Consider the following 24,647-nt stretch of genomic DNA (forward strand, 5'->3'; position numbering starts at 1 on the left):
GTCAGTCTCCTCGACGCAATAACTCGTTCGCGATCACCGCTTGACCCAACGAAATACCACCGTCGTTCGCAGGAACCATCGCGTGCAAGAATACTCCAAATCGCAAACGACGCAACTCGACTGCCGTAAGTCCCAGCAGAAGATGATTTTGAAATACGCCGCCGCTTAGGCATACGCGGTCCAGTCCGTCGCTCTTGCGGATGCGGCAGCAGACCTCGACGATGGCGGCGCTGAGCGTGTTGTGAAAGCAGGCGGAGATCGCGGCCACAGACCGTTCCGCAACGATATCCCTGACGATCGTCACGATGGTTTGACGAAGATCTATCACCGTCGATTCACCTTGCTCCAGATCAAACCCGTACCGATCCAAGACGCCTGGCTCCGCCGCCATCTCCAGCGCAATGGCCGCCTGCCCTTCGAAGGTGATCTCGGAGCCCAGCCCCAACAGCGCCGCTACCGCGTCGAACAGGCGTCCGCACGAAGAGGTCTGCACCGTCTGAATGCGCCGCGAAAGCATCGTGTCCACAAGCCTGAACTGCGTGGGGGGAACTGTCCGGAAACACGCAAGATTGTCAGGCATTTGAGAACCAAGAGCATCCCGGAGGTAGCTCAGGGCCATTCGCCAGGGCTGACGTATCGCCGCATCGCCGCCAGGCATCGGCACGGCGCGGAGGTGGGCGCGGCGCTCGAAGCCAGCGAGATCCGCCACCAGGAATTCGCCGCCCCAGATGGTGTCATCGGAGCCAAGACCAGTGCCGTCCATGGCGACGCCGATGACCTTTCCGCCGAGGTGATTTTCCACCATGCAGCTGGCGATGTGCGCATGATGATGCTGCACCGCAAACCTGCGCTCGATGCCAGAGGCGAGCGCCATGCGCGTGCTTCGATAGCTGGGATGTAGATCGTGTGCGATGGCCTTGGGTGAAACTTTGAAGAGATGCTTCATCTTCTCCAGTGTCTCCTCGAAGAAGCGCATGGTTTCATAGTTTTCGAGGTCGCCAATGTGCTGGCTCAAGATGGCGTGCCTATCTCGGGTCAAGCAGAATGTATTTTTCAGCTCCGCTCCGACGGCCAGAACTTGTGCCATCTCCGTGCCCAAATCGATAGTCTGCGGCGCGAAGCCGCGTGAGCGACGCAGCACAGTTTCTTTTCGTTCTATGGTGCGAACCACCGAATCGTCCACTCGTGTGGCGATATCACGATTATGCAAGAGGAACCAGTCGGCGATGCCCGACAAACGCAGGAGCGCCTCCGTGTTTGAGATCACAATCGGTTCCTCAGTGAGATTGCCACTCGTCATAACAAGAGCGACAAACTCTGACTTCGATTCCGGTGAGTCGGTGAAGAGTAGATAGTGCAGCGGCGTATAGGGGAGCATGATGCCGAGTGTGTTGTTTCCTGGAGCAATGACGTTCGGTAGGCCGCTCGCTACCGTACCGTCAGATGACGCGCGAGGCAAAATTACGATTGGCCTGCGCGGATGCTGCAGCGCGGCCTCGTCCTCAGGTGACACCGCGCAAATTCTCTGGATTCTTTTCATATCCCGTACCATCAGAGCGAATGGCTTGATGGGCCGATGCTTGCGTCTGCGCAACTCGGCGACAGCAGCGTCGTTGTTCGCATCGCAGGCAAGCAGGAAGCCACCGAGCCCTTTGACGGCTACGATCTTACCTTCCCGCAGGATTTGCCTTGTCGCGCGAATTGCTGGAAGCGAATCCTTCTCGGCAAAGGAACAGTCAGCCGGTGACGAGCCGCGTGGGACAAGGCACAACGCTGGGCCGCAGACCGCGCAGGCATTTGGCTGAGCGTGGAAGCGCCGATCGGTCGGATCGCCGTACTCCGCCGTGCAGGCGTCGCACATAATGAAGCCCGACATCGTTGTCTTCGCGCGATCGTATGGTATGTCCTGGACGATGGTGTAGCGCGGACCGCAGTGTGTGCAATTTGTGAATGGATAGCCGAAGCGACGGTTAAGCGGATCTCCGAAGTCACGCCAGCAGGCGTCGCAGGTGCCGGCGTCGGGAGAGACCAGAGTGAACTCACCGATCTCCTCCCGGCTCTCGAGAATGTCGAAGCCCGAGCTGCCCACGACCTTCAGTTCGGAGAGAGTGAGTTCGAGAATTTGAGCTAGCCCTGGAAGATCGTGTTGCAGGCTTTCGATAAAGGTGCGAATCGTTGCGGCGTGACCCTCGACTTCTATCGTCACACCCGACGAAGAATTGAAGACGAAGCCGGTCAGCCCGAGTGATGTGGCAAGGTTATAAACGAATGGGCGAAACCCGACTCCCTGCACGATTCCTCGAATGTGCACTTGACGCCGTATCTTCGAGTCTTGCGGAGGAGATGGCATCATCGGTAGATCAGAATAAACGAGTTCCGGTCCGGCGTCTCATGGGTGACGACTTGGCGCCATGACAATCTCCCGAAGACTTGACACTAGTGACCTGCTCGTAGAAAACGCGCTTCGCGCTTTATTGCATCTTTACCGCCACACGGTTCAGTGTTCCTCTATAAACGCGTCCAGCAACCGCTGAAAGACAACCGCGGTTGGCCTCCAATCGCCCTGCATCGCTTTGGCTCCCGCGTCTCCATAGCCGTTGTCAGGCCGCGGCCGCAGGCGAATAAATGGCGGGAGCCCGTAACGCAGAGCAAGACTATTGGCCCAAAGACGCGCGGTACGGCCGTTGCCATTGGCAAACGGGTGGATGCGGATCCACTCAGCATGAGCCCAAGCGCAGAGGTCGAGTATGGCTGAGAGCTGGTCGGCATCCGGTCTCTGATCTACAGGTACCAGCGTATCGAGCTGCATGATCAGAGCCTGTAGCTTCGCTTCAAAGCCTTTCAGTTCATCGGCGACAGCGGAAGGTTCAACACCGTAATTTCCAGCAACTCGAACTGCAATGTTCTCAAGACCTGGCTCACCGCGAAAGGAGCCTACAAATCGCTGGTCTGGTACTTGCAGACCACGCAGAAAAAGTTCTTGCCAGTGCCTCGCAGTCTCACAAGAAGGCATCTCACGCGCTTTCGCAGCGCGGGCGATCTCATAAAGAACTTCGGTGAGATTTTTGCGCAGACGAGGGCTGTCTTCGTCCCAATTAGGAGGCACCTAGCAGCTCACGAATCTTGCTTTGTACAGGGCCTTGTGTAGCTGATTGCAGCTCGGTCCACTCCCCTTCAAGGGGGTCTTCATGACGAACTTCAGCTTCCACAAACTCTGAAATAGCCTGCTTGAACTCAGGATCCTTTTCACGGTAGGCCCGCAGACGAGCCAAGCTTTTTTCAAGGGATTGCTCTTTCGGGCGCTGCCGACGAAGATAACCCTGAATCGCCTCATTCAAGAGCTGGTTGACAGGGCGCCCTTCAACCTTGCTTAGAGTCTCTAAAGCATCTCGCTCTTCTGTACCGATCCGCAAAGTGAACGCAACCCGAGCCATAGAAGTCATGCTATAGAGTCTGCCTTATGATGTCAATAGCCTATTTTGACATCACCTCTAACGCCTTTTTCAGCAGAACTGATAGTTCTGGCCTGATCTCAGAGGAGAGGGCGTCAACCCGCGAGTCTCTCTGACGCAGCATCAGACTCGGATTGTAGTGTTTGTGACAATCCTGCGGATCTGAGAAGCCAAATGGGTTCAGTCCACTTGCGCGCTGAGGTATGAGCAAATAGCTCAAGGGGCAGTTCCAACAAACGCATTTGTTGTAACGAATATCTGAGGAGAATAAGCGAACTCAGTCGGAGTGCAGTATTCTTGCGATGTCGATCTGAAGGGCTTTCCGGATTGGAAGTAAGGCGGCCGTGGCCAGTATTGCGATCAGCAAGGTTATCGCACCCAGGTAGCTGATTGGATCCAGACCACTGATACCGTAAAGCCCGCGACGAAGTATCTGCGAGAGGCCAGCGGTCAAGGCTACTCCTGTCACCAATCCGGCCAAGACCGGCCATGCGAATCGGCGCAACACAGTGAGGAAGATCTCCATGCGATTAGCTCCGAGTGCAAGGCGGATCGCAATCTCTTTGGTCCGCTGCGACACAGCATAAGTGACAAGGCCGAGCAACCCAATGATTGCGAGGAAGATCGCTATGCTGCCGAGCAGGCTGATGATCGTCGCAACCTGTTCGATCTGCCCGATGCTCTTGCTGAAGCCGGCCTTAAGCGGGGTGATAGTCGGGAAGAGTTTGGGGTCGATGCCACCGGCAATCTGCTGAAGAGTCGGCGACAGTCCATCAGGAGCACCGGCTGTCCTGATCAGAACAGACATCCTGGGGAGAGATTTGGCGGACAGCGAGTAGTAGATTTCGGTCGCGTCCGAGTTATTGAGTTCCATCGCCCGCGTGTTACCGACGATCCCTACAACGGTGTCCTTGCCCGTGCTCCACTCTTTGCCGATTGGGTCTTCCGTCGGCCAGCGTTTGCGTGCCAACGATTGGCTGAGCACAACTACATGGGTCTCCCCGGCGTGCATGTACCGGCCCCGCAGCAACGGAATACCCATCGTCTCGAAGAACTCCGGACCGACCCAGTTGGGATAGGTCTTGATCAGGCGGCCATCAACGTGAAAACCCTGAATCATCACGTTCGTATTGACCAGCGGAGGGTTCTGAGCCATCGACACGGAGATAACTCCGGGCACCGTTCGCAGTCGGCTCCGCAACTGGTCGAGATAGCTCTCGGCCGTAGATGGTGTGTATCCGTGGTCGCTCAAGCCCGGGTTGAGCGACAGTACCTGCTCATAGCCGAAACCCGGATCGGTATACAGCGTATGGAGCGTCGCGCGGACAAGTAATCCAGACACGATAAGCAGCACGCAACTTGCCCCCACCTGGACACAGACCACCACCTGATGCCACAAGGTTCTCTCTTTTTTCTGCAGAACAATCTGCAACGTAGGCAGCATGCCGAAAAAGAGTGCCGCGAGAAAACCCATCGCAGCAGTAAAGATAAGAACGCGCCAGTCCGGCAACGCGCTCATCCATGCTGGAGCGTTAGCATAGACCAGAGTGAGGCGAAGAACGATGTAGCTGAGAGGCAGCGCAGCCATTGAGCCCAGCAGACCCAGAAGCAGGCTCTCCGTCAGTAATTGCCGAAGGACGCGCGACCTGCGTGCGCCAAGGTCGATCCGCAGCTGGATCTCCCGTCGCCTCCGGACTCCACGCGCAAGCAACAGCCCACCTAGATTGGCGCAGGCCACAACCAGGATGAGGAGAACAAGAAGCGCGGCGAAGGCCAGCACCGGCATGCCGTCTTCAAACGAGAAGAAATGAGCGCCGGGGGTGACGAGGATGCGCTCATGATCCCAGATAACAGCTGGGTAGAGCTTCCGCAGTTGGCCGGTCAGCGCAAGCAGCTCATGTTCGGCCCTTGATGGGCTAACGCCCGGCGCAAGATGTCCCCACATAAGAATGTTCTCATCGAACTGCGGGTCATCCAGAGCCTTACTGCCTTCGAAAAAATAAGCATACTGCAAGAGAGGAAGCCATACATCCGGATTCTCTGTCCCCAGATTCGCGAACGCTTGCGAGGTCACGCCTATCACGTTGACCGGCTTACCGGTGAGATAAATTGTCTTGCCAATGACTGATGGATCGCTGTCAAACTCTCTCTGCCAAAAGCGGAAGCTGAGAACAGCAACTGGAGCCGCCCCGGAAGAGCTCTCGTGAGCGGGATCGAACAACCGTCCAGCCGTTGCGGAAGCGCCAAGCTCTATGAAATAGTTCGAGCTGACAAAGCTGGGGTTAATGCGTTGTTCTTCATGATTCAGAACCATAGGAGCGACACTCATCGTTGCCATCACCGCAGAGAGCGATCTGGCATTGTCGCGATAGTAGGCGATCGAAGCGTAAGGAATACCGGGTGCGTTGTTCTCCGGAGATCGCCGCTGAATGCTGACCAGAGTGGCGGCGTCGCGCACTGGGATCGTCTGCAAAGCGATCAGGTTGTACAGGCTGAACGCCAGCGTGCTGACCCCAATACCCAGCGCAAGCACCAGGATCGCCGTAAAAGAAAAGCCGGGCGATTTTGCCAGGATGCGCGAACCGAAGCGCAAATCCTGCGCGATGGACGCAAGCCACTGCGTACCGCGGCTCTCGCGGCAGTCTTCCTTGATCTGATCGAGCCCGCCGAACTCAAGTCGAGTGGTGCGGCGTGCCTCGGCTTCGCTCGTGCCGGCCTGAATCTTATCCGCAACCTGTGATTCAAAGTGGAAGCGAAGCTCGTCGTCGAGCTCTTTCTCCATCCGAGCCCGTCGTAAAAGCCGCTGCAACAAGTTCATGTGGTCTCTCCTTGCGGATGTTGCAGAATCAGGCCGACAACTTCAATCAAGCGGGCCCAGCTTTCGGTTTCGTTCTTCAGTTGCGTTCGACCCTTCGTCGTCAACCGGTAAAACTTCGCCTCGCGACCAGTCTCGCTCGGTCCCCATTCGGCAACGAGGAACTTCTTGTTTTCCAGTCGATGCAGAGCGGGGTAGAGAGAACCCTGTTGTACCTGCAGTGCCTCTTTCGAAATCTGTTGAATGCGCTGCGCAATCGCATAGCCGTGGACTGGCCTCAACGCAACAACGCGGAGGATCAGCAAATCCAGCGTACCTTGTGGGAGATCAAATTTGGATTGAGTCGTCATGATGCCTGTGCCTTCTACATATACATGATCGACCTGTAGAAGTGCAAGGTGTCAAGCAAAGTTCTGTGCGAGAGGCCGTCTCTGAGGAACAGTCCGGAAGCAAATGGCGAGGAACCACCAAATCACCACCAGATTTTTTTAGTCGGCGAGAGAACAGGTCGATACGCTCATTAACCTGGCTCTCAAAAGAGTTATCAGATAGTTGTGGCGTCGAGCTTCGGGAGATCGCAAAGTCGGCTTTCGGGCAAGTTCGGTACCAGATAAACGTACTCGGGTCGAAGTTAACGAGAAGCCTCGTTCCAGTAACTTCGGCCTGACGTTAGGTAACGCAATGCCTCAATGAGTGCATTTGGCCTGTCAGCGCCAGTGATGGCGCAGTCCCAATCGCCCGAAAACATACCCCCCTAGTGAGGCGATTTCTTCTCTGGAGCGCATTCAATGGCTTGTGAGCTCACATTATCCATAAGCTGACAATGACATTAGATGTAACCAGAAAATGATCTTATCGCGGGTTTGACACCACGGATTGCATCTTCACTTATGCAGGAGGTCCGAACAGAGCCGCGGCGGTCGGCGTCCCGGCCTGCATCTCATCGCGGATCTGCTCTGCGATTTTAGCCATCGCAGCCTTATCGTCGCCTGGCTTGTAGTTGAAGACTACGCCGACAGCGCCTATCGTTTTGCCAGTTTGATCTTTCATGACAACTTCGTCTTCGAAGTGATTGCCGTTGACCTCAAGGTTGCTTTTGCCGGTTCGAATGCAGCGCGTGTCATCCTCGTCGCCAATCTTGCCGATGCGTCCGAAGTTGGAAGCTACGATAAGGTTTTTGTGGCCGGGTGGCGTTGCGTGTATCGCGAGGAGGATGACTTCAGGGTGTTTGGCGAGTGCTTCGTCGACCAACTTCTGCGCTCCGGGGGCGGCACTGGTGTAAGTGGGGTCCATCTCTTTGGCATCGACCTTTCGCATGCCTGCGATTGCCTGCTCCCGTGTTTGCTGCGCGTATGCTACGCCGACCAGTGTGGCAAAGCTTGCGATCCATAGGATTCGAACTGCTATTTTCATCATGTCTCCTAGACTTGATCCGGCGACTACTCCGGTCCTCTGTGTGACGCTGTTGAAGCAGGTACGTATCTTCAACCGTAACAACGATGCCTCTCCGAGATGAGCCGCGACTTAACCGGATATGAAATTGCATTCATTCAGAGATAGTGACTGAGGCAGCGGTTAAAAGATCACCTTGAGAGCGAACTGGGTTTGACGGCTGCTTCCGGCAGTGGGCCCTACGAGCACTCCGCCGGTGGAGGTAAGGACCGCACCGCTGGCGTTGAACAGCTGAGTGCCGGTCTTGGGTGGTGTGGCGTAGTTCACTTGATTCAGGACGTTGAAGAGTTCCGCACGGAACTGGAGATTGAACGTCTCTGAGATGCGTGGAATATACGTGTTCTTCACGAGAGAGGTATCGAGATCGTTGAGGCGGGGGCCGATGATGGAGTTGCGACCGGCATTTCCGAGATGCGTGAGCCCGGACGTGGAGTCGAAGGAGGGGAAGGCGAAGCAGTTGAGGTTGACGTAGTGACGATTGAGCGAAGAGACACTTTTGACTGGATTGCCTGTGCACCCCGGACCGGTGAGACGGTCTGGAAAGGCGAATGCGTCGGCACTATGCAGGTTGAGAGAATCGCCAGAGATGAGAGGCGTGAAGGGCTCGCCTGTGCTGGTCTGAAAAATCGATCCCCATTGCCAGCCATTCAGGAGTATGTGAGCCACCGGTATGTCCTTGCGGACGTTGGGAAGCTCGACGATGTAGTTGAGAACGAGATTCTGTCCGACGTTGAAGTCGGAGATGGCGCGGCGGCGAATGGGCGCCCACAGCGGCAGACTGGACACCGAGTTGGCAAAGGTGTCGCCAAAGGTGGAGGAGGAGCCGTCGTCTATGGATTTGGACCATGTGTAAGAGATTTGAAACTGCGTATGGTGACTGAAGCGTTTGTTGAGGCTGGTCTGTAGCGAGTTGTAGTGGGAGTAGCCGGTCATGAATACGGCGCTAATCTGACCGATGTTGGGGTTCAGCTTGGCAGCAGTGAGAGCAGCTGCGCTGGGCGAGTTTTTTCCGTTGGGGCCATAGAAGAGGTAGCTCCCATTACTGACGATGGGTTGAACGGTGTTGACATCGTCCACGCGGTAAGGAAGGTGAGTGCCGCGAGACCCTGCGTAGCCTACCTGAAAGATCATGTCGTAGGGCAACTGCTGCTGAACGTTCATCGAATACTGCTGGACGTAGCTGCGGGAGGAGTGATTCGGGGCATAGGCGTAACGCAGATTTGCCGCCGAGAGTGAGGGATAAGCACCCGTTGGGAAAGAGCCGATACCGGGAGCGGCGTTGTTGCCCAGCTCAAGATAGGGAGCGGTGAAGATGGATAGCCCCTCGTACAGGTAGTTAAGCTGTTGCGCGTCATAGATGCCGTAACCAGCGTGAACGCTCGTCATGTTCTTGCCAAATGGATCCCAGGCAAAACCGACGCGTGGAGCTATGTTCTTGAAGCTGGCGTTTTGAAAGTATGGACTGCCGAGATGGGGGGTTGTATCGGTGAGATTGCGGAGGTTGGCAAGACGGTTAGCCGTCTCGGTGGGAACAGTAACAGGCTCGTAACGGACACCGAGGTTAAGAGTGAGATTATTGGAGATACGGTAGTTGTCTTCGAGGTAGCCGCCGAAGACCGACTGGCGAAGATCGCGTGGGCTGACACCCTGGGCGAGCGGCGCATTGAAGCTTGTGGGGTGGTTGGTGAGAAAGCTCTGCAGGCTGGAGAAGATGAATTGGCCATTGGGATTAGAGGTGCCAAGTTGATTGTTCTGCAGGCGCTCGAAGGCAAAGCCGAATTTGAGCGCGTGCTTGCCCTTGGTCAAATAAAGATCGTCGTAGATCTGGTAGGAGTTGAGGTGGAAGACAAACTCGCCGGTGGCCTTGAGACCGCCTTGAAAGTTGGAGAGTCCCCCAATATTGATTAACCCGACCGGAAGCCCCGGGACGAAGCCCAGAGAGGGATCACTCGCAGCAGGATTGATAGCCGCGAGGGTGGTGGGCGCATCGGAGAAAACGCGGCTATAACCAAACTTGAAGGAGTTGAGTAGCGCTGCAGAAAAAACGTGCGATTCGCCGATTGTCGCCAGCTGGCGTTTGGCCAGGTTGCCGGTGATACGGACGTTGAAGGGATCGGGTGAGGTGAGTTTGCCGTTGTCGTAGAAGTAGGTTCCTGTGAGCGAATCCTTGTCGGAGATGCGATGGTCGGCGCGAATGGTGAAGTAATCTTCGTGGCTGACAAAGGGATCGTTGAAGAGGAAGCTACCAGTGTCGGCGTTAGGACCGGGGTCGACCGTCGGGAGCGGATACAGAGCAAAATAAGGAGTAACGACGGGACTGACAGGCACCTGCACGTGGCTGGCGCAGGGATTGCCACCGGAGGCGACACAGAGGCTACCCGTCCGGGCCGCGGCGGAGGGTACGATGCTGGAGGTATTTGCGCCCTGGTATTGGCGGAGGCCCTCGTAGTCACCGAAGAGGAAGGTGCGCTCTTTGATCACGGGACCACCTGCAGATGCGCCGAATTGGTTGCGACGGAATTCTGCGATCTGGCCCGGAGTATCGAACTCGTTGCGCGCGTCGAGCGCGGAGTTGCGGAAAAACTCGTAGGCGGAGCCGTGTAGACGACTCGTCCCGGCGCGTGTGACCGCGTTAATGATGCCGCCAGCAGCCTTGCCGTAATCGGCAGAGGCGTTGGATGTTACGACGGAAAACTCCTGGATGGCGTCGACGCCAAGGTTTGACCCGATGACGCCGCCAGGGCCACCGTTGGAGTAGTCGTTAATGCTGATGCCGTCGACCCGATAATTGTTTTGCTGCGGACGGGCGCCGCCGACAGTGAGTTGATTCCCAATGCCGCGGTTGGCTCGTTGATTGGTGACGGCGACAGCGGGCTGGGTGCGCACTGCGGCGACGCCGGGCTGCAGATTAGCAAGTTGAGTCCAGTCACGCCCGTTGAGCGGGAGAGCCACAATTGTGCGCTCGTCGACGACGGGCATGGTGGTAGAAGTGACCATGTCGATTGCGGGCGGCGCGGTGGTGACTACGATTTTCTCTTTGGCTGAACCGACTTGGAGCTGAACGTTGATCTCCTGCTGAGCACCGACATTGAGGGCAATATCCCTGATCTCCTGCGGCACAAAGCCAGATACGCTAATGGAGATGGTGTAAGTACCCGTCTGGAGGTTGGGAACAGAGTAGAAGCCGGAGGAGCTGGATGTGGACTCGGTGACGATGCCCGTTTGGGTGTTTGTGATAACAACAGGAGCATTTGCAACGAGCGCACCGGCGGGATCTGTGATGGTTCCTGCGATGGTTCCGGTAGAGACCTGTGAGCGCAGAGCTGGAGCCGCGCAGAGAAGAAGGGTAGATAGGTAAAGTGCTCGCTTTATGGACCGTACTTTCATGTAGTGCCTCTCAATACTGGCTGACTGCAATGCAATCGCTATTACGTAATGCCAGAGTGACGCTGACGCGGCGGTGACCCAATTCATCACGGCGGCGATGCATGACTTCGGACCTCTGCCATTTAGTTCTTTGCGAATGAAGAGTCGCTGAAGATTACATAAAAGTTTGTTTATGGATGGCGTTTGTTGTTTTGAACGGGGGGACGAGCAAGCATAGCGGCGGAGGGTGGATGAATGCAATTTCATTTTGGTTTCAAGACAGCCTCATGAAGGTGCATGAGGCTTACTGTGAAGTCCGCGTAGATGGAGTGGATCGCTTCGGGCTCCACAAGGTATGCGGCCGTCGAGGAGAGGTATTAGATGAAGATTCAGAAGAGATTGGCCGGACTGCTTGTCTTGAGTTCCTCGGTAGCAATCTGTCCCGTTGCAGGAGTGACGGCTGCTCGCGCGCAAGAACCCGCTATGAAACTGGTGCAAACCATAGAGCTGCCGGGCTATACAGGTGACTTCGATCACTTCGCCGTGGATGAACAGCGCGGACGACTGCTACTGGCGGCAGAAGACCATGCGACGCTGGAGGTCTTCGATCTGAAAACGGGTCAACATCTAAAGACAGTGAAAGGTTTTGACGCGCCACACAGCATTCTGGTGCGCCCTGCCGCTTCAACGGTCATCGTAACGGATAGCGGCAAAACGATGACTAAGATCCTCGACGCAGAAACATATGCGATCAAGGGATCGATCAAGTTGACGGAGGGCGCGGATTCAGCGGCCTATGACCCGAAGACGAATGTGTACTACATCGTGACCGGCGGCAAAGATGTCGACATGAAGACGGCCAGTGTCGAGGCGGTGAACCCGGATACGGGGCAGCGACTGGGCGGGGTTACGTTTCAAGATAACCATGTCGAGGCAATTGCGCTGGAGGAGGGTGGTAACCGCATCTTTGTGAATCTGACTCAGACCAACAAGATGGCTGTCGTGGATCGAACGACGATGAAAGAAATTGCCGAGTGGCCGGTTCCGCCGGCGCAACAGAATGCGATGGTGGCTCTGGATGAAATGCAGCACAGGTTGTATGTAGTATGCCGCGCAGACCTTAGCGGCGCTCCGGCGGGCAAGGTTGTGGTGATGAATTCGGATGACGGCGCCGTCGTGGGCACGCAGGACGCGCCTACAAGAGTCGACCAAGTAATATACGACCTCACCATGCATCGTCTGTATGTTCCTGGCGGTCAAGGATACACCGAGATTTATGACACTTCCGACGCCAATAATCTAAAGCCCGTTGAGAAGATATCGACCGCACCCGGGGCCAAGACGGGGATTCTGTTACCGAGCAAGAAGCTGGTGTTAGCGGCTTCCCCGGGGGATACCAAGGCCGTTGCCAAGGTGATGTACTTCAGCATCCCGTAGCAATTTCTCGCCACTAAACTGCCGCTGTAGCAGGCAATCGCAAGTGAAGGGGTTTTCATCTTTGCTTCATCTCTGCTTTACTGCTCAAGACTGTAATCGTGCGAGGTGTACGCAATGCGGATATTGCTGGTGGAAGATGAGCCTAAGGTCTCGGGCTTCGTAGAGCGTGGACTTGCTGCCGAGCGGTACGCAGTGGATGTCTCGGCGGACGGCCGCGATGGTCTGGAGATGGCACAGACCTATCCTTACGATCTGATCATCCTGGATCTGATGCTACCCCGGCTGGATGGCCGCGAAGTTCTGCAGCGGCTTCGCCATAAGGATGCATGCGTGCCTGTACTGGTGCTCACAGCGCGGGACTCCATAGAAGACAAGGTGCGTCTCTTCGAGAGCGGTGCGGACGACTACCTGACCAAGCCTTTCGCCTTTGCTGAACTGCTGGTTCGGGCGAAAGCCTTGTTGAGGCGCGGACCGGTAAATCGATCGAGCACGTTGATGGTGGGAGACCTGGAGCTAGATCGCCTGACCCAACAGATTAAGCGCGGTGGCAGACGCATCGAACTGACAGCGAAGGAGTACTCTCTGCTGGAGTATTTAATGCAGAATGCAGAGCGGGTGCTCTCACGCAATATGATCATCGAGCATGTGTGGGATCAGAGCTTCGACGGAGTAACAAACATCGTCGACGTCTACGTGCGGCATCTGCGTTCGAAGGTAGATGACGGACAGGAGAGTAAGCTGATTCGCACAGTGCGCGGAGCCGGATACATGATCCGTGCAGGTGGTGAGGCTTGATTCCGGCCATCCGTTTGACAACGCTGCGAACACGGGTCACGACCTGGTACGTAGGCCTGATGGCAGCCGCATTGCTTGTCTTCGGCGCAACTCTTTACTTTGGTGTGCAGAGCTATCTACGAAGTTCGTTAGAGAACTCGCTGATTGGCGAAGCGAAAGGGATCGTCCTCACTTTTCTCTCTCAGGAGGAGATCAAGGGACAGTCCTGGATGCAGGGTGAAATCGCTGAGGCATATGCCCCGGAGAACAGCGGAAGGTTTATTCGCGTTAGCAGGCAGGACGGTACCGTGCTGTACCAGGGCGGCGACACACGAGAACCTCATATCGATTCCTCGATTGTTCCGCAGCCTCAATTGAGTGAGTCGACGGATTTTTTTCGACAGGAAAGTGCCGGCGGAACCCACAATCTGCTGATCTACACACAACCATACGTGTCGCCCTCGGGAACGAGATATGTCGTTGAAATGGGCGCTTCCCTGGCCCCGATCTCTCGCGTACTGGCAAGCCTGTTGAAGATTCTGTTCCTGATAACGCCGTGCATTCTTTTTGCAGCCGCACTCGGTGGACACTTCTTGATGAAATTACCGCTGCGGCCCTTGGAGATCCTGAGCGAACAAGCAGAGCGGATCGGTACTCATCAGTTTGGCGAGCGCTTGCCCGTCATAGCGACCGGCGACGAGATGGAGAGGCTGTCGCTCTCGCTGAATCGTATGATCAGCCGCCTTGAAGACGCGCTTGCCTACAATCGGCGCTTCTCTGCAGATGTGTCCCATGAGCTGCGTACGCCGCTCACGATACTCCGCGGCGAGTTAGAGCAATTGCTCCACACCTCCAGAATGCCGATGATGCAGCGCGATTCCCTGGGCAGCGCACTCGAAGAGATCGACCGCATGGCACAGATCGTGGAGAGCCTGCTGACCATCTCTCGACTGGATTCCGGCACTGACGGTATGGACCTGAAGCCAGTGGACCTCAACTGCCTCGCACAGTGGACCGTTGACCAGATGCATCTGATGGCGGAGGAAAAGAATCTCACGCTGCGATGCTCTCGGGCTGAGCCGGTGGCAATTCTGGCTGACGCCGGCAGAATCAAGCAGGTGCTGGTAAACCTGTTGGACAACGCTATCAAGTACACACCAAATGGAGGCGAGGTGACCGTCTCTATATCAGCAATCGGCGCAACCCAGCTTGCGATTCTGGAGGTCAGTGATACCGGCATAGGTATTCCGGCTGGGTCGCTGCCGCATGTCTTCGAACGCTTTTACCGTTCAGACAAGGCACGGACTAGAGAGTCGGGCGGTACTGGTCTGGGACTATCGATCGCGAAAGCTATCTCAAAGGCCCACGGCGGAACCATGTCGATAGAAAGTGTGGAAGGCAGAGGTACGCGAGTGAGGCTTGAACTACCTCTATCTCCTTTGCCCGTTTCGGCTGTCCCAGGACTAAAGCTCCAAACTACGCCAGAAGGACGGTCCGGCGTCTCTGTCGAACGTAGTCACGCATCTCGGTAGTGGTCGGATCAACACAATCTGAATCCCGATACTCATCTCATGAGTGACTCAGTGACTATGCGTAGGTGAGTGTGGCAGCAACCGTAGTGAAGCCTCCGCCGGCCACTGCGGCTGCGTTTTTTGGACTTGAGCATGAGGACGATAACTTCTGTCCGAAGGAGAGATGCGTGTGGCACCCTGGGCGATAAAAGCGCGGAGATGGTTAGATAGATCGAGATTTCGTCCACTCTACTCCCGAAACAAATGATTCAGAATCGCATTCATCAGCGGTTCGATCACCACCACGTCCGCCGGATAAGACCAGAACCCAATCAGATATCGCACCATCTCGCTCACGCGCTTCTTCACACCCTCGCGAAATTTCTTTTGATCCTCGATCGACAGTTGCGCCAGTTGCAGCCCGTTCAGGGTGCTGTCGATCGGGTTCGTATGCGTCGGCGTATACCGTATCGGCCCTAGCTCTCCCGCTTCACTCATCACGGGATCGGTCAACACCATTCTCGCCACCATCCGTCCCCGGTCATAGTCATGCACGCGATACCGCTCATCGAAGAACCCCAGAAAGCCCGTTAGGTCCGCCCCCGCCAACAACTCCTCGGACACAGCGATTCCATAGATCCGCATATAGTCGCACTGTCCCAAATTCGCCGCTGTCTCAAACGCAAGCACAGTATCGCGAAATGCATCGGCGGCGTAGCTCCCTGCCCCCAGATGCACGATCTCCTCCTTATATTGGTGTTCAATCCGCCGCCTGGCATTAGCGAGGCTCTCTTTCCCGATCTTCGCAACCTGCCTAGTCCCCGTCCGCGTCGGCTGCGAAAACAACACCTTCAGCAGACCATCCGCGGTCCTCTTCAGACTTCCGCTCTTGATTTCGCCTGAACGCAGCTTCTCTACCAGTTCGCTGGCCCGAGCGTCCATTAGAGCAATCTGCTCATTCATCTCCACCGCTGTAATCCAGTCCTGAAACTCTGACTGCCCAAGCAGCACCTTGGCCCACCGCTTCATCATCTGGAAGTAGTCTGCATTCACCTCGCAAAAGCTCGAATCCGCGCTCGAAGTTCTCCCATGCGGCGACACAAACAAGTAGAACCGGCTGTCGTTGTACCAATGCTTGTCGATCTCATCCACCAGATTCTTCGCCATACCCAGCGGCTCATTCTGCAAGATTCCGCCATCGGTGTACGTGAACCTCGACGGATCATCCGTCCACGGCTCCAGACCGTTTTTTGCGTAATCCGCCCGCCAGCGGTCCACCTCCTTTGCACGAAATGCCAACGGATATGCCCCGCTTGCCACCGACGCGTCCGCTAGCTCACGCCACACCTCCGGCTTATCGCTCCCGTCCACACTCACAACTCGTGTTATCTGGTCTTCATGCCGCGTGTAGATAAACCTCCCGCAAGGCTGCATGTCATAGCCGTAGTCCACGCCGTTCAGGTTGGTCAGCGTCATTCCGATGGAGATCGACCGGGCAGCAGCCAGGTGCGTTATGGGAGCGGGCCACTCCTCCGATGCATATCGTCCCAGGAGCGTATCCTTTGCTATTCCTTCCACCACGTTCGACGAAAAGATCGAACGCAGCGGTGGCTCCACCTCGCCTGTCGCTTCGTCCACCGTCTTCAACAATCCATCGAGGTCGATCCGTTTTACCCACACGTTATACAGCGGGTTATCGTACGCGTCGCGAAACTCATCGGCAGAGTACAACATCTTATGCGCCACAATCGCCGCCGTCATCGCACCGGCCGAGGCGCCCGTCATGACATCGATAAGAATCTTTTCGTCGTCTGTCACTCCCTCAGCGGAGTTATGCTGATGAATTGCATCCAGCACCTCATACAGAACACCCGCCTCATAACTCCCCAACGACACCGCACCCGCAATCGTAATAGCCAGCCGCTTCGGCATATCTCTCCTCGCAGCAAAATTAGAGCACCCTTCCGAACCATGAACCATATACCTAATTGGTCATAGCCCGTTTGGTGGTACTCATACCATCAATTTATCGCCTCCGCTCCCGTCCCTGTCCGCAGTCACGGACTCACCTCTCGTCGCCGACCTTGAACATGCAGGTTTCATGCCTCCGATTCTCAGCGTCGGAACAAACAGGGATGGTGGCCGTTCTCTGCGACAGGCTCCCCGGTCTCGGGTGGTTCGGCCTCTCCGCAATCCGTTCAATCGGAACCGGTGTCTTTTACAGTTCTTCGCGACGGCTTTCCAATAAAGACTGTATGAATTGCCACCGCTAGTGCATCCATGCAGGATTGGTCGAGTGCTCGCGGCGAATCATTTTGCATCAGCTTGAGCACCTCCGCACATCTGAGCTTTTGTCGGTAGGGTCGGTAGGATGAAAGTGCATCATAAATATCCGCAACCGTTAATATCCGTGCAAGAAGTGAAAGCTCCGACCCATGAAGCCCTCGCGGATAACCAGATCCATCGAGCTTTTCATGATGCGCCGCAGCGACCTCCGCAATCTCTTCGAATCCTGGAATCTTATCGAGAATCTCTCTCGTGTATCGAGGATGTTTGTAGATAGATTGCCACTCCCTAGAGGTGAGTTTACCCGGCTTCTCGAGTATTGTATTGGGTACTCCGAGCTTTCCAATGTCGTGAAGCAAGGCGGCGCGTTCCAACAATTTGGCATCGTACTCTCCCACGCCCATCACCTTAGCGATAGCGCTCGCTGTCGTGGCGACACCGGTGGAGTGGGTGAACGTAAAAGGAGACTTGGCGTCTACAACCTCGGCGAACGCGAGGCAAATGTTGTCTACTAAAAATATATTTGGAGACTGTCTATTGCGTTCGGGAGCGAGTTCTATCACATGGGATAAAATCTCTGGCGATTGCAGGTCCTTCCATAGTTCGCGCTGGTCGTGCAGCAGGTTAGAGGCCGCAACGAGGCTCGTATCAAACCCTCTGCTGTACCGTCTCGATACGAGATCAATAGCGGTTATGGGACCGTATCGCTCCACCGCAATATCCAGCGTCTGAGCAATTCTAATAATGCGAGCAAGCAAGGATATTTCTTCAGCCGGTATATCCTGAGGTGATTCCACTCTGTCCCAGCGCTCATCAGCTTGATAGATTGCTTCGCTGACTTCGAACGGCAGGCCAAGATCTCTTGCAATACGAGCGGCACGCTCACAAGGAAGATTGGCACTCGTCTCGAAAGAATTGAACTCGCAGGAATCGGAAAAGCTCGTTGAATCAGCGGGGAGCGGCTGGGCCCAACCCCAGGACAAACAGCCGGCATGCGCCTGCTTCCGGGCATCTCTATCTCCTGCACTCAGACCAATGCCGGCCGGTGACGCTTCAGCGAGCGTGAACGGATACCGATTCAGAGCTAGCGTGTCCGGTGCCTGAGAAGAATTGCCTCTACACCCGACATCCTTGAGCAGGAGAGCGGAATAGAGATGAGAGAGCATTTCTTGAGACAAGTGAGCCCGCACTCCTATACGCATCCCGATGACGCATGAGCGAAGAACATGGCCCTTCGGACGGCCCTTTGTCAGATCGAGCGCGAATGAGAGCGCGGGGATCAGCGCTGAAAAAGGTAAGGAGTCCGGAATGTGCGATCCAGATTCGGAAGAGGCAGTTTCAGCGGTCGAGAGTGAGCTTCTCATAAGTGTCTCCAAGGAATCTGGATGCGACAAGATGGTTGCGAAGAAACCTGTACAAACGGGACACCCCTTCTGAAATCCAGGCATCCCGTTGGGATCTCGAACGGCCGTGCTTGCCGTTAGGGATGCATTTGGAAAGCAGCCCGGCGATTTTGCTGCCAGCAGCTCTCCGTTTCAGCTGTGCACACTTGTGCCTCCTTTCCAAAGCTGATGACCTGAATCCGGTCGGCATCAACGCCTGCTGCTATAAGCGCGTTGCGTGCGGCGTTCGCGCGTTCTTCCCCAAGTGCCAGGTTGTATTCGGCTGAGCCGCGCTCATCCGCGTAACCACCCACCAGAACACGAATCGATGGATTGTCTTGCAGATACTTCGCGGCATGTTCGATAGCAGTCTCTGCGTCGGCTCGGATGTTTGCGCTGTCGTAGTCGAAGAGAGCATCTTGAACATTTTCGTGGAAGACAGCCTCCCTCTTAGCTTGTGACGAAGAATTTCCATCATCAGAGTTATGAGCAGATGCAATGCTGTGGGAGCGCACCCGGAATTCGGCATCACACTCAGCCGAGGTCGATGGACTTGTGGTGAGAGCAGCGTGACCGGTAACACGGTAGGTGCCGTCGGCGAGGCCTGCCGTATTGACGGTGATACGCCGGCCCGTACCTTCAATCCTGCCTCCGTTTGAGGCCCAGCTGTACTTGACGTTGAGGCGATCTGGTTCGGTCAGGGTGTGACCGGTGATCTCCAGCGGTTGTCCTTCGTCGACATTGGCGACGTCAGTGCCGCAGGTGAACAGGATCTCGCTCGGGCGTTCCACCGCCATCCGAACGGGGGTGGAGGGAGAGTCGCGCTCGCCAAACTTGATGACGATACCAGCGCCCACAGTGAGGTGATTTTGAGAATCACTGGTTCCGTTTGGCAGCGTTGTTCTCAAGTAGTCGACATCGATCGCGCGAATGGCAAGACGATGCGTGAGGTTTATATCGAGTCCACCGCCGGGAGAGAACGCAAAGCTCGATGCGCTGGTCGTAAAGGAGTTTGCTGTCGGAAAGTAAGAGCCGCTCCCGTGAGCTCCTCCCAGGAGAACCTGGCCGTAAGGCACAAAGCGATGTCCGGTCAGCGACACCTTTGGCCCAGCTTGATAGGTGGTCAGGGTGAGGTCCTGTCCCAGCAGGCTGATGTCGTTAGCATGACCACCGGTAAACTCGCCGGTGATGCTAAGCCAGTGGGTAAAGTAGAAATCTGCGGAGACATAGCCTCCGTTCAGGCCGAAGTAATCGGTCTGTCCGGGAGGCGCATTCGCGTTCATGTGGTTGAAGCCAAGAGAGACAGAGAATCGCGAGACAAGGTATGCCGGATTGTCGGGTCTCTGCTGCGCAACCGCAGCAGAGACTCCAAGTGTTCCAAAGACCAAAGCTAGAGTGATTCGTCGCATCGTATTTCTCCTTCCGGGACTTAGTGCCCGGTGTTCGCGAAGCCGGAACCTAGTACAGCAAAGCAACGGATGGCGAGGTCGACAAGATGCTCGTATCCAACAGGACAAATCTGCTGGGCGAGATCGCGTAGAGTACGGAGGTGCCGTAGGTGTAGCGGCCCGCCGTCGCATCCGTAAGGTTGTAGTTCATGGTGCTGGTGACGCCGAGCTGCAGCACATTGATCGTGCCGACACCCACATTCAAATCGAGCGTGGACGTCGCGCTTCCTGCGCCGTTTGCGGTGATTGTGCCTGAGCCATTGACCCCGGCCAGCGAGCTTGCTGGAGTTGTGCCATAGACGAAGGTTCCATCGAGCGTTGCGTTGCTGAAGGGAGCTCCTGTCTGCGGCTCGAAGTTGCCCAGTCCGGCATAACCCGTCTCCAGGAAGTAGGCGTTGTCAGGACTGATCAGGTAGAAGACCCTCGGAGCAGGCGGGTTGTCGAGTCCGAGAAGTCCGAGGAGCGTGGCAATCAGTCCGGTCGGAACCGGGTAATTGAGAACTCCGCGACCATCGCTGTTGGCAACCGGGCAACCAGCGGTACCGGTTGATTGGTAGGTGCCTAACAGATCCTGCACCACACTCGTGGGCAGAAGTCCGCCAAGCCCGGTGATCTGGTTGACCAGTGCTGTTGTACCTGCGACGTCAACGTTCGTGATGTTGCAGCTTCCTCCGCTCGCGGTTCCGCGGAAGATCGTTGACGTCGACAAGTTGAGAACATTCTGCAGGGTCGAACCCAGCAGACCAGGATTTGACTGCGCATTCTCATAGCCGACGAACGGACCGGACATCGATGCGTTGGTGAACGTCGCCTGTGTCTGCAGTTGAGCAGAACCGGCGAGCAGGACATACGACGAGTGTTTGTCAGTAGAAAGAACAAACGCCTCGTTCGCGCTGACCAGATAGACTGCATAGTCGGTCGGATAGATTGCGGCCGGCGTACCAGTCGTACTCATCGCCAGCTGCACCCGACCGTTTGCGTCCGCTGAACCATAGCTGCCGGATAACGTCTCGCTTGCATAGTTGGTCGTAGCGATATTGGCATCGCTCGATCCGCTGCTGATAAGACCGGAACCGCTAGCCGTGAACTGACCGACAGAGGCGGCTGGACCGGCTACGATGCCTAGCGTGCAGGCTGGCAGGCATGGAGTATCTCCCGACAACCCGAAGGCATAGCTGCCATTCAATCCGGCGGCAAAGGCAGCCGTCTGTTGTGCGAGCAAAGTCCCCGAACCTCGAGTTCCCTGCAGCGAGTTGTTGTCGAACTCGATCAAGTCTCCTCGAGTCGAGATAGTTGCTGGCGATACCGGAGCCTTCAACGCGATGGCGTAGGTTGAGGTGCCGGCAGTCGTTCCATCCTGGTTCAGAGTCGTGATCGTCAACGAGCCGCGGCTGTCGGTCCCAATCGTGTAGGTGCCGAGGAAGTCGTTACTGCTGACAGTCGTTCCCGTAGGAGCGGAGCTCTGGTGGTTTGCATCCAGCTCTCCGTTGCTTACAACTCCGGTGCCGTCAGCTGTGAAGCTTCCGACAGTCGCAGTCTGATAGGCGAGAACGCCGGCAAGCACATCGTCGTATCCCTGGAAGAGGAACGCGTATGGGCCAGTCAACTCGACGTCATTAGGTGTAGTTGGATAGACCACAAGAAGAACCAGAGGCAGACTTGCCGTCTGTGGCGTCGTCTCCGTGTCTGTGACTGTCACGGTAAAGCTGCTTGCTCCGGGGGTGGTCGGCGTTCCGCTGATAACACCCGAAGTTGACAGGCTGAGCCCCGCAGGCAGATTGCCGGCAGTTACCTGATACTTGTAGGGCTGTATGCCTCCCGTGGCGAGCAGGGTCTGCATATATGGCTGACCCAGAATCGCGTTCGGAAGCGAACCGGTAAGGCTCAGGGTTGGAATCGGCAGGACGGTCAAGGTGACCGGCCCGGTAGTGGTTGCGGTAGGTGTGGCCGAGTCAGTCGCCTTGACGACCAGGTTGGCTGTTCCTGCGGTTGTGGGCGTACCGTTGATCACGCACCCAGCCGCTGTGAGTCCGGCGGGTAGCGTGCCACTCATGATCGTGCAGGAGTAAGGTGCTGTTCCTCCGCTGACGCCGATCGTGCCGCTATACACCGTTCCAACCGTGGCGTTTGGCGGAGAGGTCAGAGTTAGCGTTGCCGTCGCGGGGGACACGACCAGGGTTACAGGTCCAGTAGTGGTGGCAACAGGATTACTCGTATCAACTGCCTTCACTGTGAGGTTCGCAGTTCCAGCAACCGTCGGTGTCCCGCTTACCGCGCAGTTTGAAATCGACAATCCCGCTGGAAGCGTGCCGCTGGTAATAGTGCACGAGTATGGTGAGGTTCCTCCATTGACGCCGATCGTTCCGATGTAAGGCGTTCCAACGGTTGCGTTCGGCGGAGAAGTGAGGGTAAGGGTTATCGTTGCGGGAAGTACCGTCAGGCTCTCTGGTCCAGTAGTTGTTTCGACGGTCGGGCTTGAATCCGTCGCCTTGACCGTAAGGTTCGCGGTTCCGGCAACTGTCGGCGTACCGCTAACTACGCAGCCCGTGACCGAAAGACCCGCAGGCAGTATTCCCGCTGTGATGGCGCAGGAGTAAGGAGACGTACCTCCAGCCACACCGATCGTCGCAGTATAAGGAACACCGACCGTCGCATTCGGCAGCGACGACAATGTCAACGAAAGGCCAGCAGGCAGAACCGTCAGGCTCTCTGGTCCAGTAGTCGTCTCAACCGGACTGCTTGAGTCGGTCGCCTTGACCGTAAGGTTCGCGGTTCCGGCAACCGTCGGCGTACCGCTAACCACGCAGCCCGAGACCGAAAGACCCGCAGGCAGTATTCCCGCCGTGATGGCGCAGGAGTAAGGAGACGTACCGCCCGCTACTCCAATCGTCGCAGTGTAAGGAACACCGACCGTCGCATTTGGCAGCGACGACAGTGTCAACGAAAGGCCAGCAGGTAGAACCGTAAGGCTCTCTGGTCCGGTAGTTGTTTCGACTGGACTGCTTGAGTCGGTCGCCTTAACCATGAGGTTTGCGGTTCCGGCAAACGTCGGCGTACCACTAACCACGCAGCCTGAAACCGAAAGACCCGCAGGCAGTATTCCCGCCGTGATCGCGCAGGAGTAAGGAGACGTACCGCCCGCTACTCCAATCGTCGCAGTGTAAGGAACACCGACCGTCGCATTTGGCAGTGACGACAGCGTCAACGAAAGCCCAGCAGGCGAGACCGTGAGAGTGACCGGCCCTGTCGCAGTTGCAACCGGATTGCCCGAGTCTGTCACCTTCACCGTAACGGTGCTGCTTCCTGGAGCCGTAGGTGTGCCACTCACGATGCATCCGGTTTGAGTGAGTCCAGCAGGCAGCATACCCGCCGTAATCACGCAGGAGTAAGGAGACGTACCTCCGGTGGCGCCGATCGTCCCCGTGTAGGGAACACCGACCGTCGCGCCGGGCAGATTCGTAAGGGTCAACGTTGCCGCAGACTGTGCGGGGTTGATCGTGATGCTGAAAGGCGCGCTCGCCTGAGTTCCGCTAGCGTCCTGTACTTGAGCGGTAAAAGAGCTCACTCCCTGCGCTGTCGGCGTTCCCGAGATCAAGCCCGTCGAAGAGGAGAGTCCAAGACCGGCAGGCAGTGCGCCCGAGATAATGCTCCAGGAGTATGGCGTGGCTCCGCCTGAGGCGGTCAGTGTCGTCGAATAGGCCGTGCCGACCGTGCCGGCTGGGGGATTGCCTCGAAGGACCGTAAGCGGGCCGGACTGCGACGTGCCCTGTCCCGTCGAAATCACAACTGTCTCTTGTGCTGTTACAGAAAACGGAATGTCGCTGGAGTCGATGATCTGAACTGAGAAGCTCGAAGTGCCTGCAACGGTCGGTGTTCCGGAGATCACACCTGTCGCCGCATTGAAGCTAAGACCAGCTGGAAGCGAGCCACCCGCGACGCTCCACTTCAACGGAGCTGTGCCTCCGGCGGCGATCAGCGTAGCGGTGTAAGCACTCCCTACGGTCCCAACCGGAGGAGCCCCGGAGATCGTGGGATCCGGATTGACCGTGATGCTCACCGTGCTGGAGTTCTTCGTTCCTGTCACTCCCGCTGTCAAAGTCAACTTCAGCTGTGAGGTGATATTCGAAGGAGCCGTATAAGTCGTTGAAGCGCCAACCGAGTTCGAGAGCGCCCCGCACGAACTCGAGCCACAGGCAGCGCTCGAAAGCACCCAGCTAACCACCGGTGTCCCGGAGAGTTTCGAACTGACCGCGAATGACTGACCAGCGTCGAGTGTCACCGCGGAACTCGACAGGCTGACAACTCCTCCACCTGCATATCCGCCACTCCCGCATCCGGTAAATGCCAGGCAAATCGTGAGAAAAAACAGCAAGGTTGCACTCGCACGAATGACGTTCTCCACAACTGACATTCCAGTGCGGCTCTCGTTCAGAGTTGCAAGACTCAGGCGATCCGTATTCAGAGACAACATTGATTTGTTCAGCATGTAAAACTCCTTTGGATTTAGGCAGTAAGGAACAAAACTTGAGGAATAAATCTCTTTTGGGGTCTGAAGTTGACGATGAGCGGGTAGGGGCCAAGTCTGTAGTCTCAACAGAGACTCGGTAGTTGAGCTTGAAAACAAAGGCGAAGGTCGCCTGGAAGCTATCGCATCGCGGTGAAACCGGGGCTTACGGGGTAGTTGCAACATAGTTCCTCCAAGGCCAAATCGAGCGCAGAGAGAT

The 24,647-nt window shown here is 56.4% G+C and carries 14 protein-coding genes; 3 read left to right on the plus strand and 11 right to left on the minus strand.

Annotated elements, in window-relative coordinates; genetic code table 11:
• Position 1: 1 nt before the first annotated feature.
• The 7 genes from hypF to RBB75_RS19250 form a co-directional block, all read right to left on the minus strand.
• On the minus strand, positions 2–2,311 hold the full coding sequence (gene hypF / locus RBB75_RS19220; protein WP_353068999.1) for a carbamoyltransferase HypF: 2,310 nt from the start codon (positions 2,309–2,311) through the stop codon (positions 2–4).
• Between the two features lie 186 nt (positions 2,312–2,497).
• Positions 2,498–2,809 carry a Fic family protein gene (locus RBB75_RS19225; protein ID WP_218884541.1) on the minus strand — a complete coding sequence of 104 codons (312 nt, stop codon included), beginning with the start codon at positions 2,807–2,809 and terminating at the stop codon, positions 2,498–2,500.
• 286 nt (positions 2,810–3,095) lie between these two features.
• Positions 3,096–3,443 carry a hypothetical protein gene (locus tag RBB75_RS19230; protein ID WP_179638227.1) on the minus strand — a complete coding sequence of 116 codons (348 nt, stop codon included), beginning with the start codon at positions 3,441–3,443 and terminating at the stop codon, positions 3,096–3,098.
• Between the two features lie 286 nt (positions 3,444–3,729).
• Positions 3,730–6,270, minus strand: coding sequence for an ABC transporter permease (locus tag RBB75_RS19235; protein WP_353069000.1), 2,541 nt, complete (start codon positions 6,268–6,270; stop codon positions 3,730–3,732).
• Positions 6,267–6,617, minus strand: a complete 351-nt coding sequence (locus RBB75_RS19240; RefSeq protein WP_353069001.1) for a PadR family transcriptional regulator — start codon at positions 6,615–6,617, stop codon at positions 6,267–6,269. The genes RBB75_RS19235 and RBB75_RS19240 overlap by 4 nt, the downstream gene beginning before the upstream one ends.
• A 538-nt stretch (positions 6,618–7,155) precedes the next feature.
• A complete protein-coding gene (locus RBB75_RS19245; protein ID WP_353069002.1) occupies positions 7,156–7,683 on the minus strand; it encodes a hypothetical protein in 528 nt (175 codons plus the stop codon).
• Between the two features lie 159 nt (positions 7,684–7,842).
• Complete coding sequence (locus tag RBB75_RS19250; protein ID WP_353069003.1) at positions 7,843–11,106, minus strand: TonB-dependent receptor; 3,264 nt, start codon at positions 11,104–11,106, stop codon at positions 7,843–7,845.
• 360 nt (positions 11,107–11,466) lie between these two features.
• Here RBB75_RS19250 and RBB75_RS19255 point away from each other — a divergent pair, with 360 nt between their 5' ends.
• The 3 genes from RBB75_RS19255 (at position 11,467) to RBB75_RS19265 (ending at position 14,828) form a co-directional block, all read left to right on the plus strand.
• Positions 11,467–12,522, plus strand: coding sequence for a hypothetical protein (locus RBB75_RS19255; RefSeq protein WP_179638232.1), 1,056 nt, complete (start codon positions 11,467–11,469; stop codon positions 12,520–12,522).
• A gap of 114 nt (positions 12,523–12,636) precedes the next feature.
• Entirely contained in the window at positions 12,637–13,317 is a 681-nt protein-coding gene (locus RBB75_RS19260; protein WP_179585890.1) for a winged helix-turn-helix domain-containing protein, read from the plus strand.
• Positions 13,314–14,828 carry a sensor histidine kinase gene (locus tag RBB75_RS19265; protein ID WP_179638233.1) on the plus strand — a complete coding sequence of 505 codons (1,515 nt, stop codon included), beginning with the start codon at positions 13,314–13,316 and terminating at the stop codon, positions 14,826–14,828. Before RBB75_RS19260 ends, RBB75_RS19265 begins: the two co-directional genes overlap by 4 nt.
• Positions 14,829–15,056: 228 nt before the next feature.
• Here the strand turns inward: RBB75_RS19265 and RBB75_RS19270 are convergent, their stop codons facing one another.
• The 4 genes from RBB75_RS19270 to RBB75_RS19285 all read right to left on the minus strand — a co-directional run bounded on the left by RBB75_RS19270 (position 15,057) and on the right by RBB75_RS19285 (position 24,409).
• Complete coding sequence (locus RBB75_RS19270) at positions 15,057–16,739, minus strand: patatin-like phospholipase family protein (RefSeq protein ID WP_179638234.1); 1,683 nt, start codon at positions 16,737–16,739, stop codon at positions 15,057–15,059.
• 266 nt (positions 16,740–17,005) lie between these two features.
• Positions 17,006–18,457 carry an HD-GYP domain-containing protein gene (locus RBB75_RS19275; RefSeq protein ID WP_353069004.1) on the minus strand — a complete coding sequence of 484 codons (1,452 nt, stop codon included), beginning with the start codon at positions 18,455–18,457 and terminating at the stop codon, positions 17,006–17,008.
• Between the two features lie 116 nt (positions 18,458–18,573).
• Entirely contained in the window at positions 18,574–19,884 is a 1,311-nt protein-coding gene (locus tag RBB75_RS19280; RefSeq protein WP_353069005.1) for an OmpA family protein, read from the minus strand.
• A gap of 49 nt (positions 19,885–19,933) precedes the next feature.
• Positions 19,934–24,409 carry a beta strand repeat-containing protein gene (locus tag RBB75_RS19285; protein WP_353069006.1) on the minus strand — a complete coding sequence of 1,492 codons (4,476 nt, stop codon included), beginning with the start codon at positions 24,407–24,409 and terminating at the stop codon, positions 19,934–19,936.
• Positions 24,410–24,647 lie beyond the last annotated feature (238 nt).

Source organism: Tunturibacter empetritectus (genome assembly GCF_040358985.1).
Classification (GTDB): Bacteria; Acidobacteriota; Terriglobia; order Terriglobales; family Acidobacteriaceae; genus Edaphobacter; species Edaphobacter empetritectus.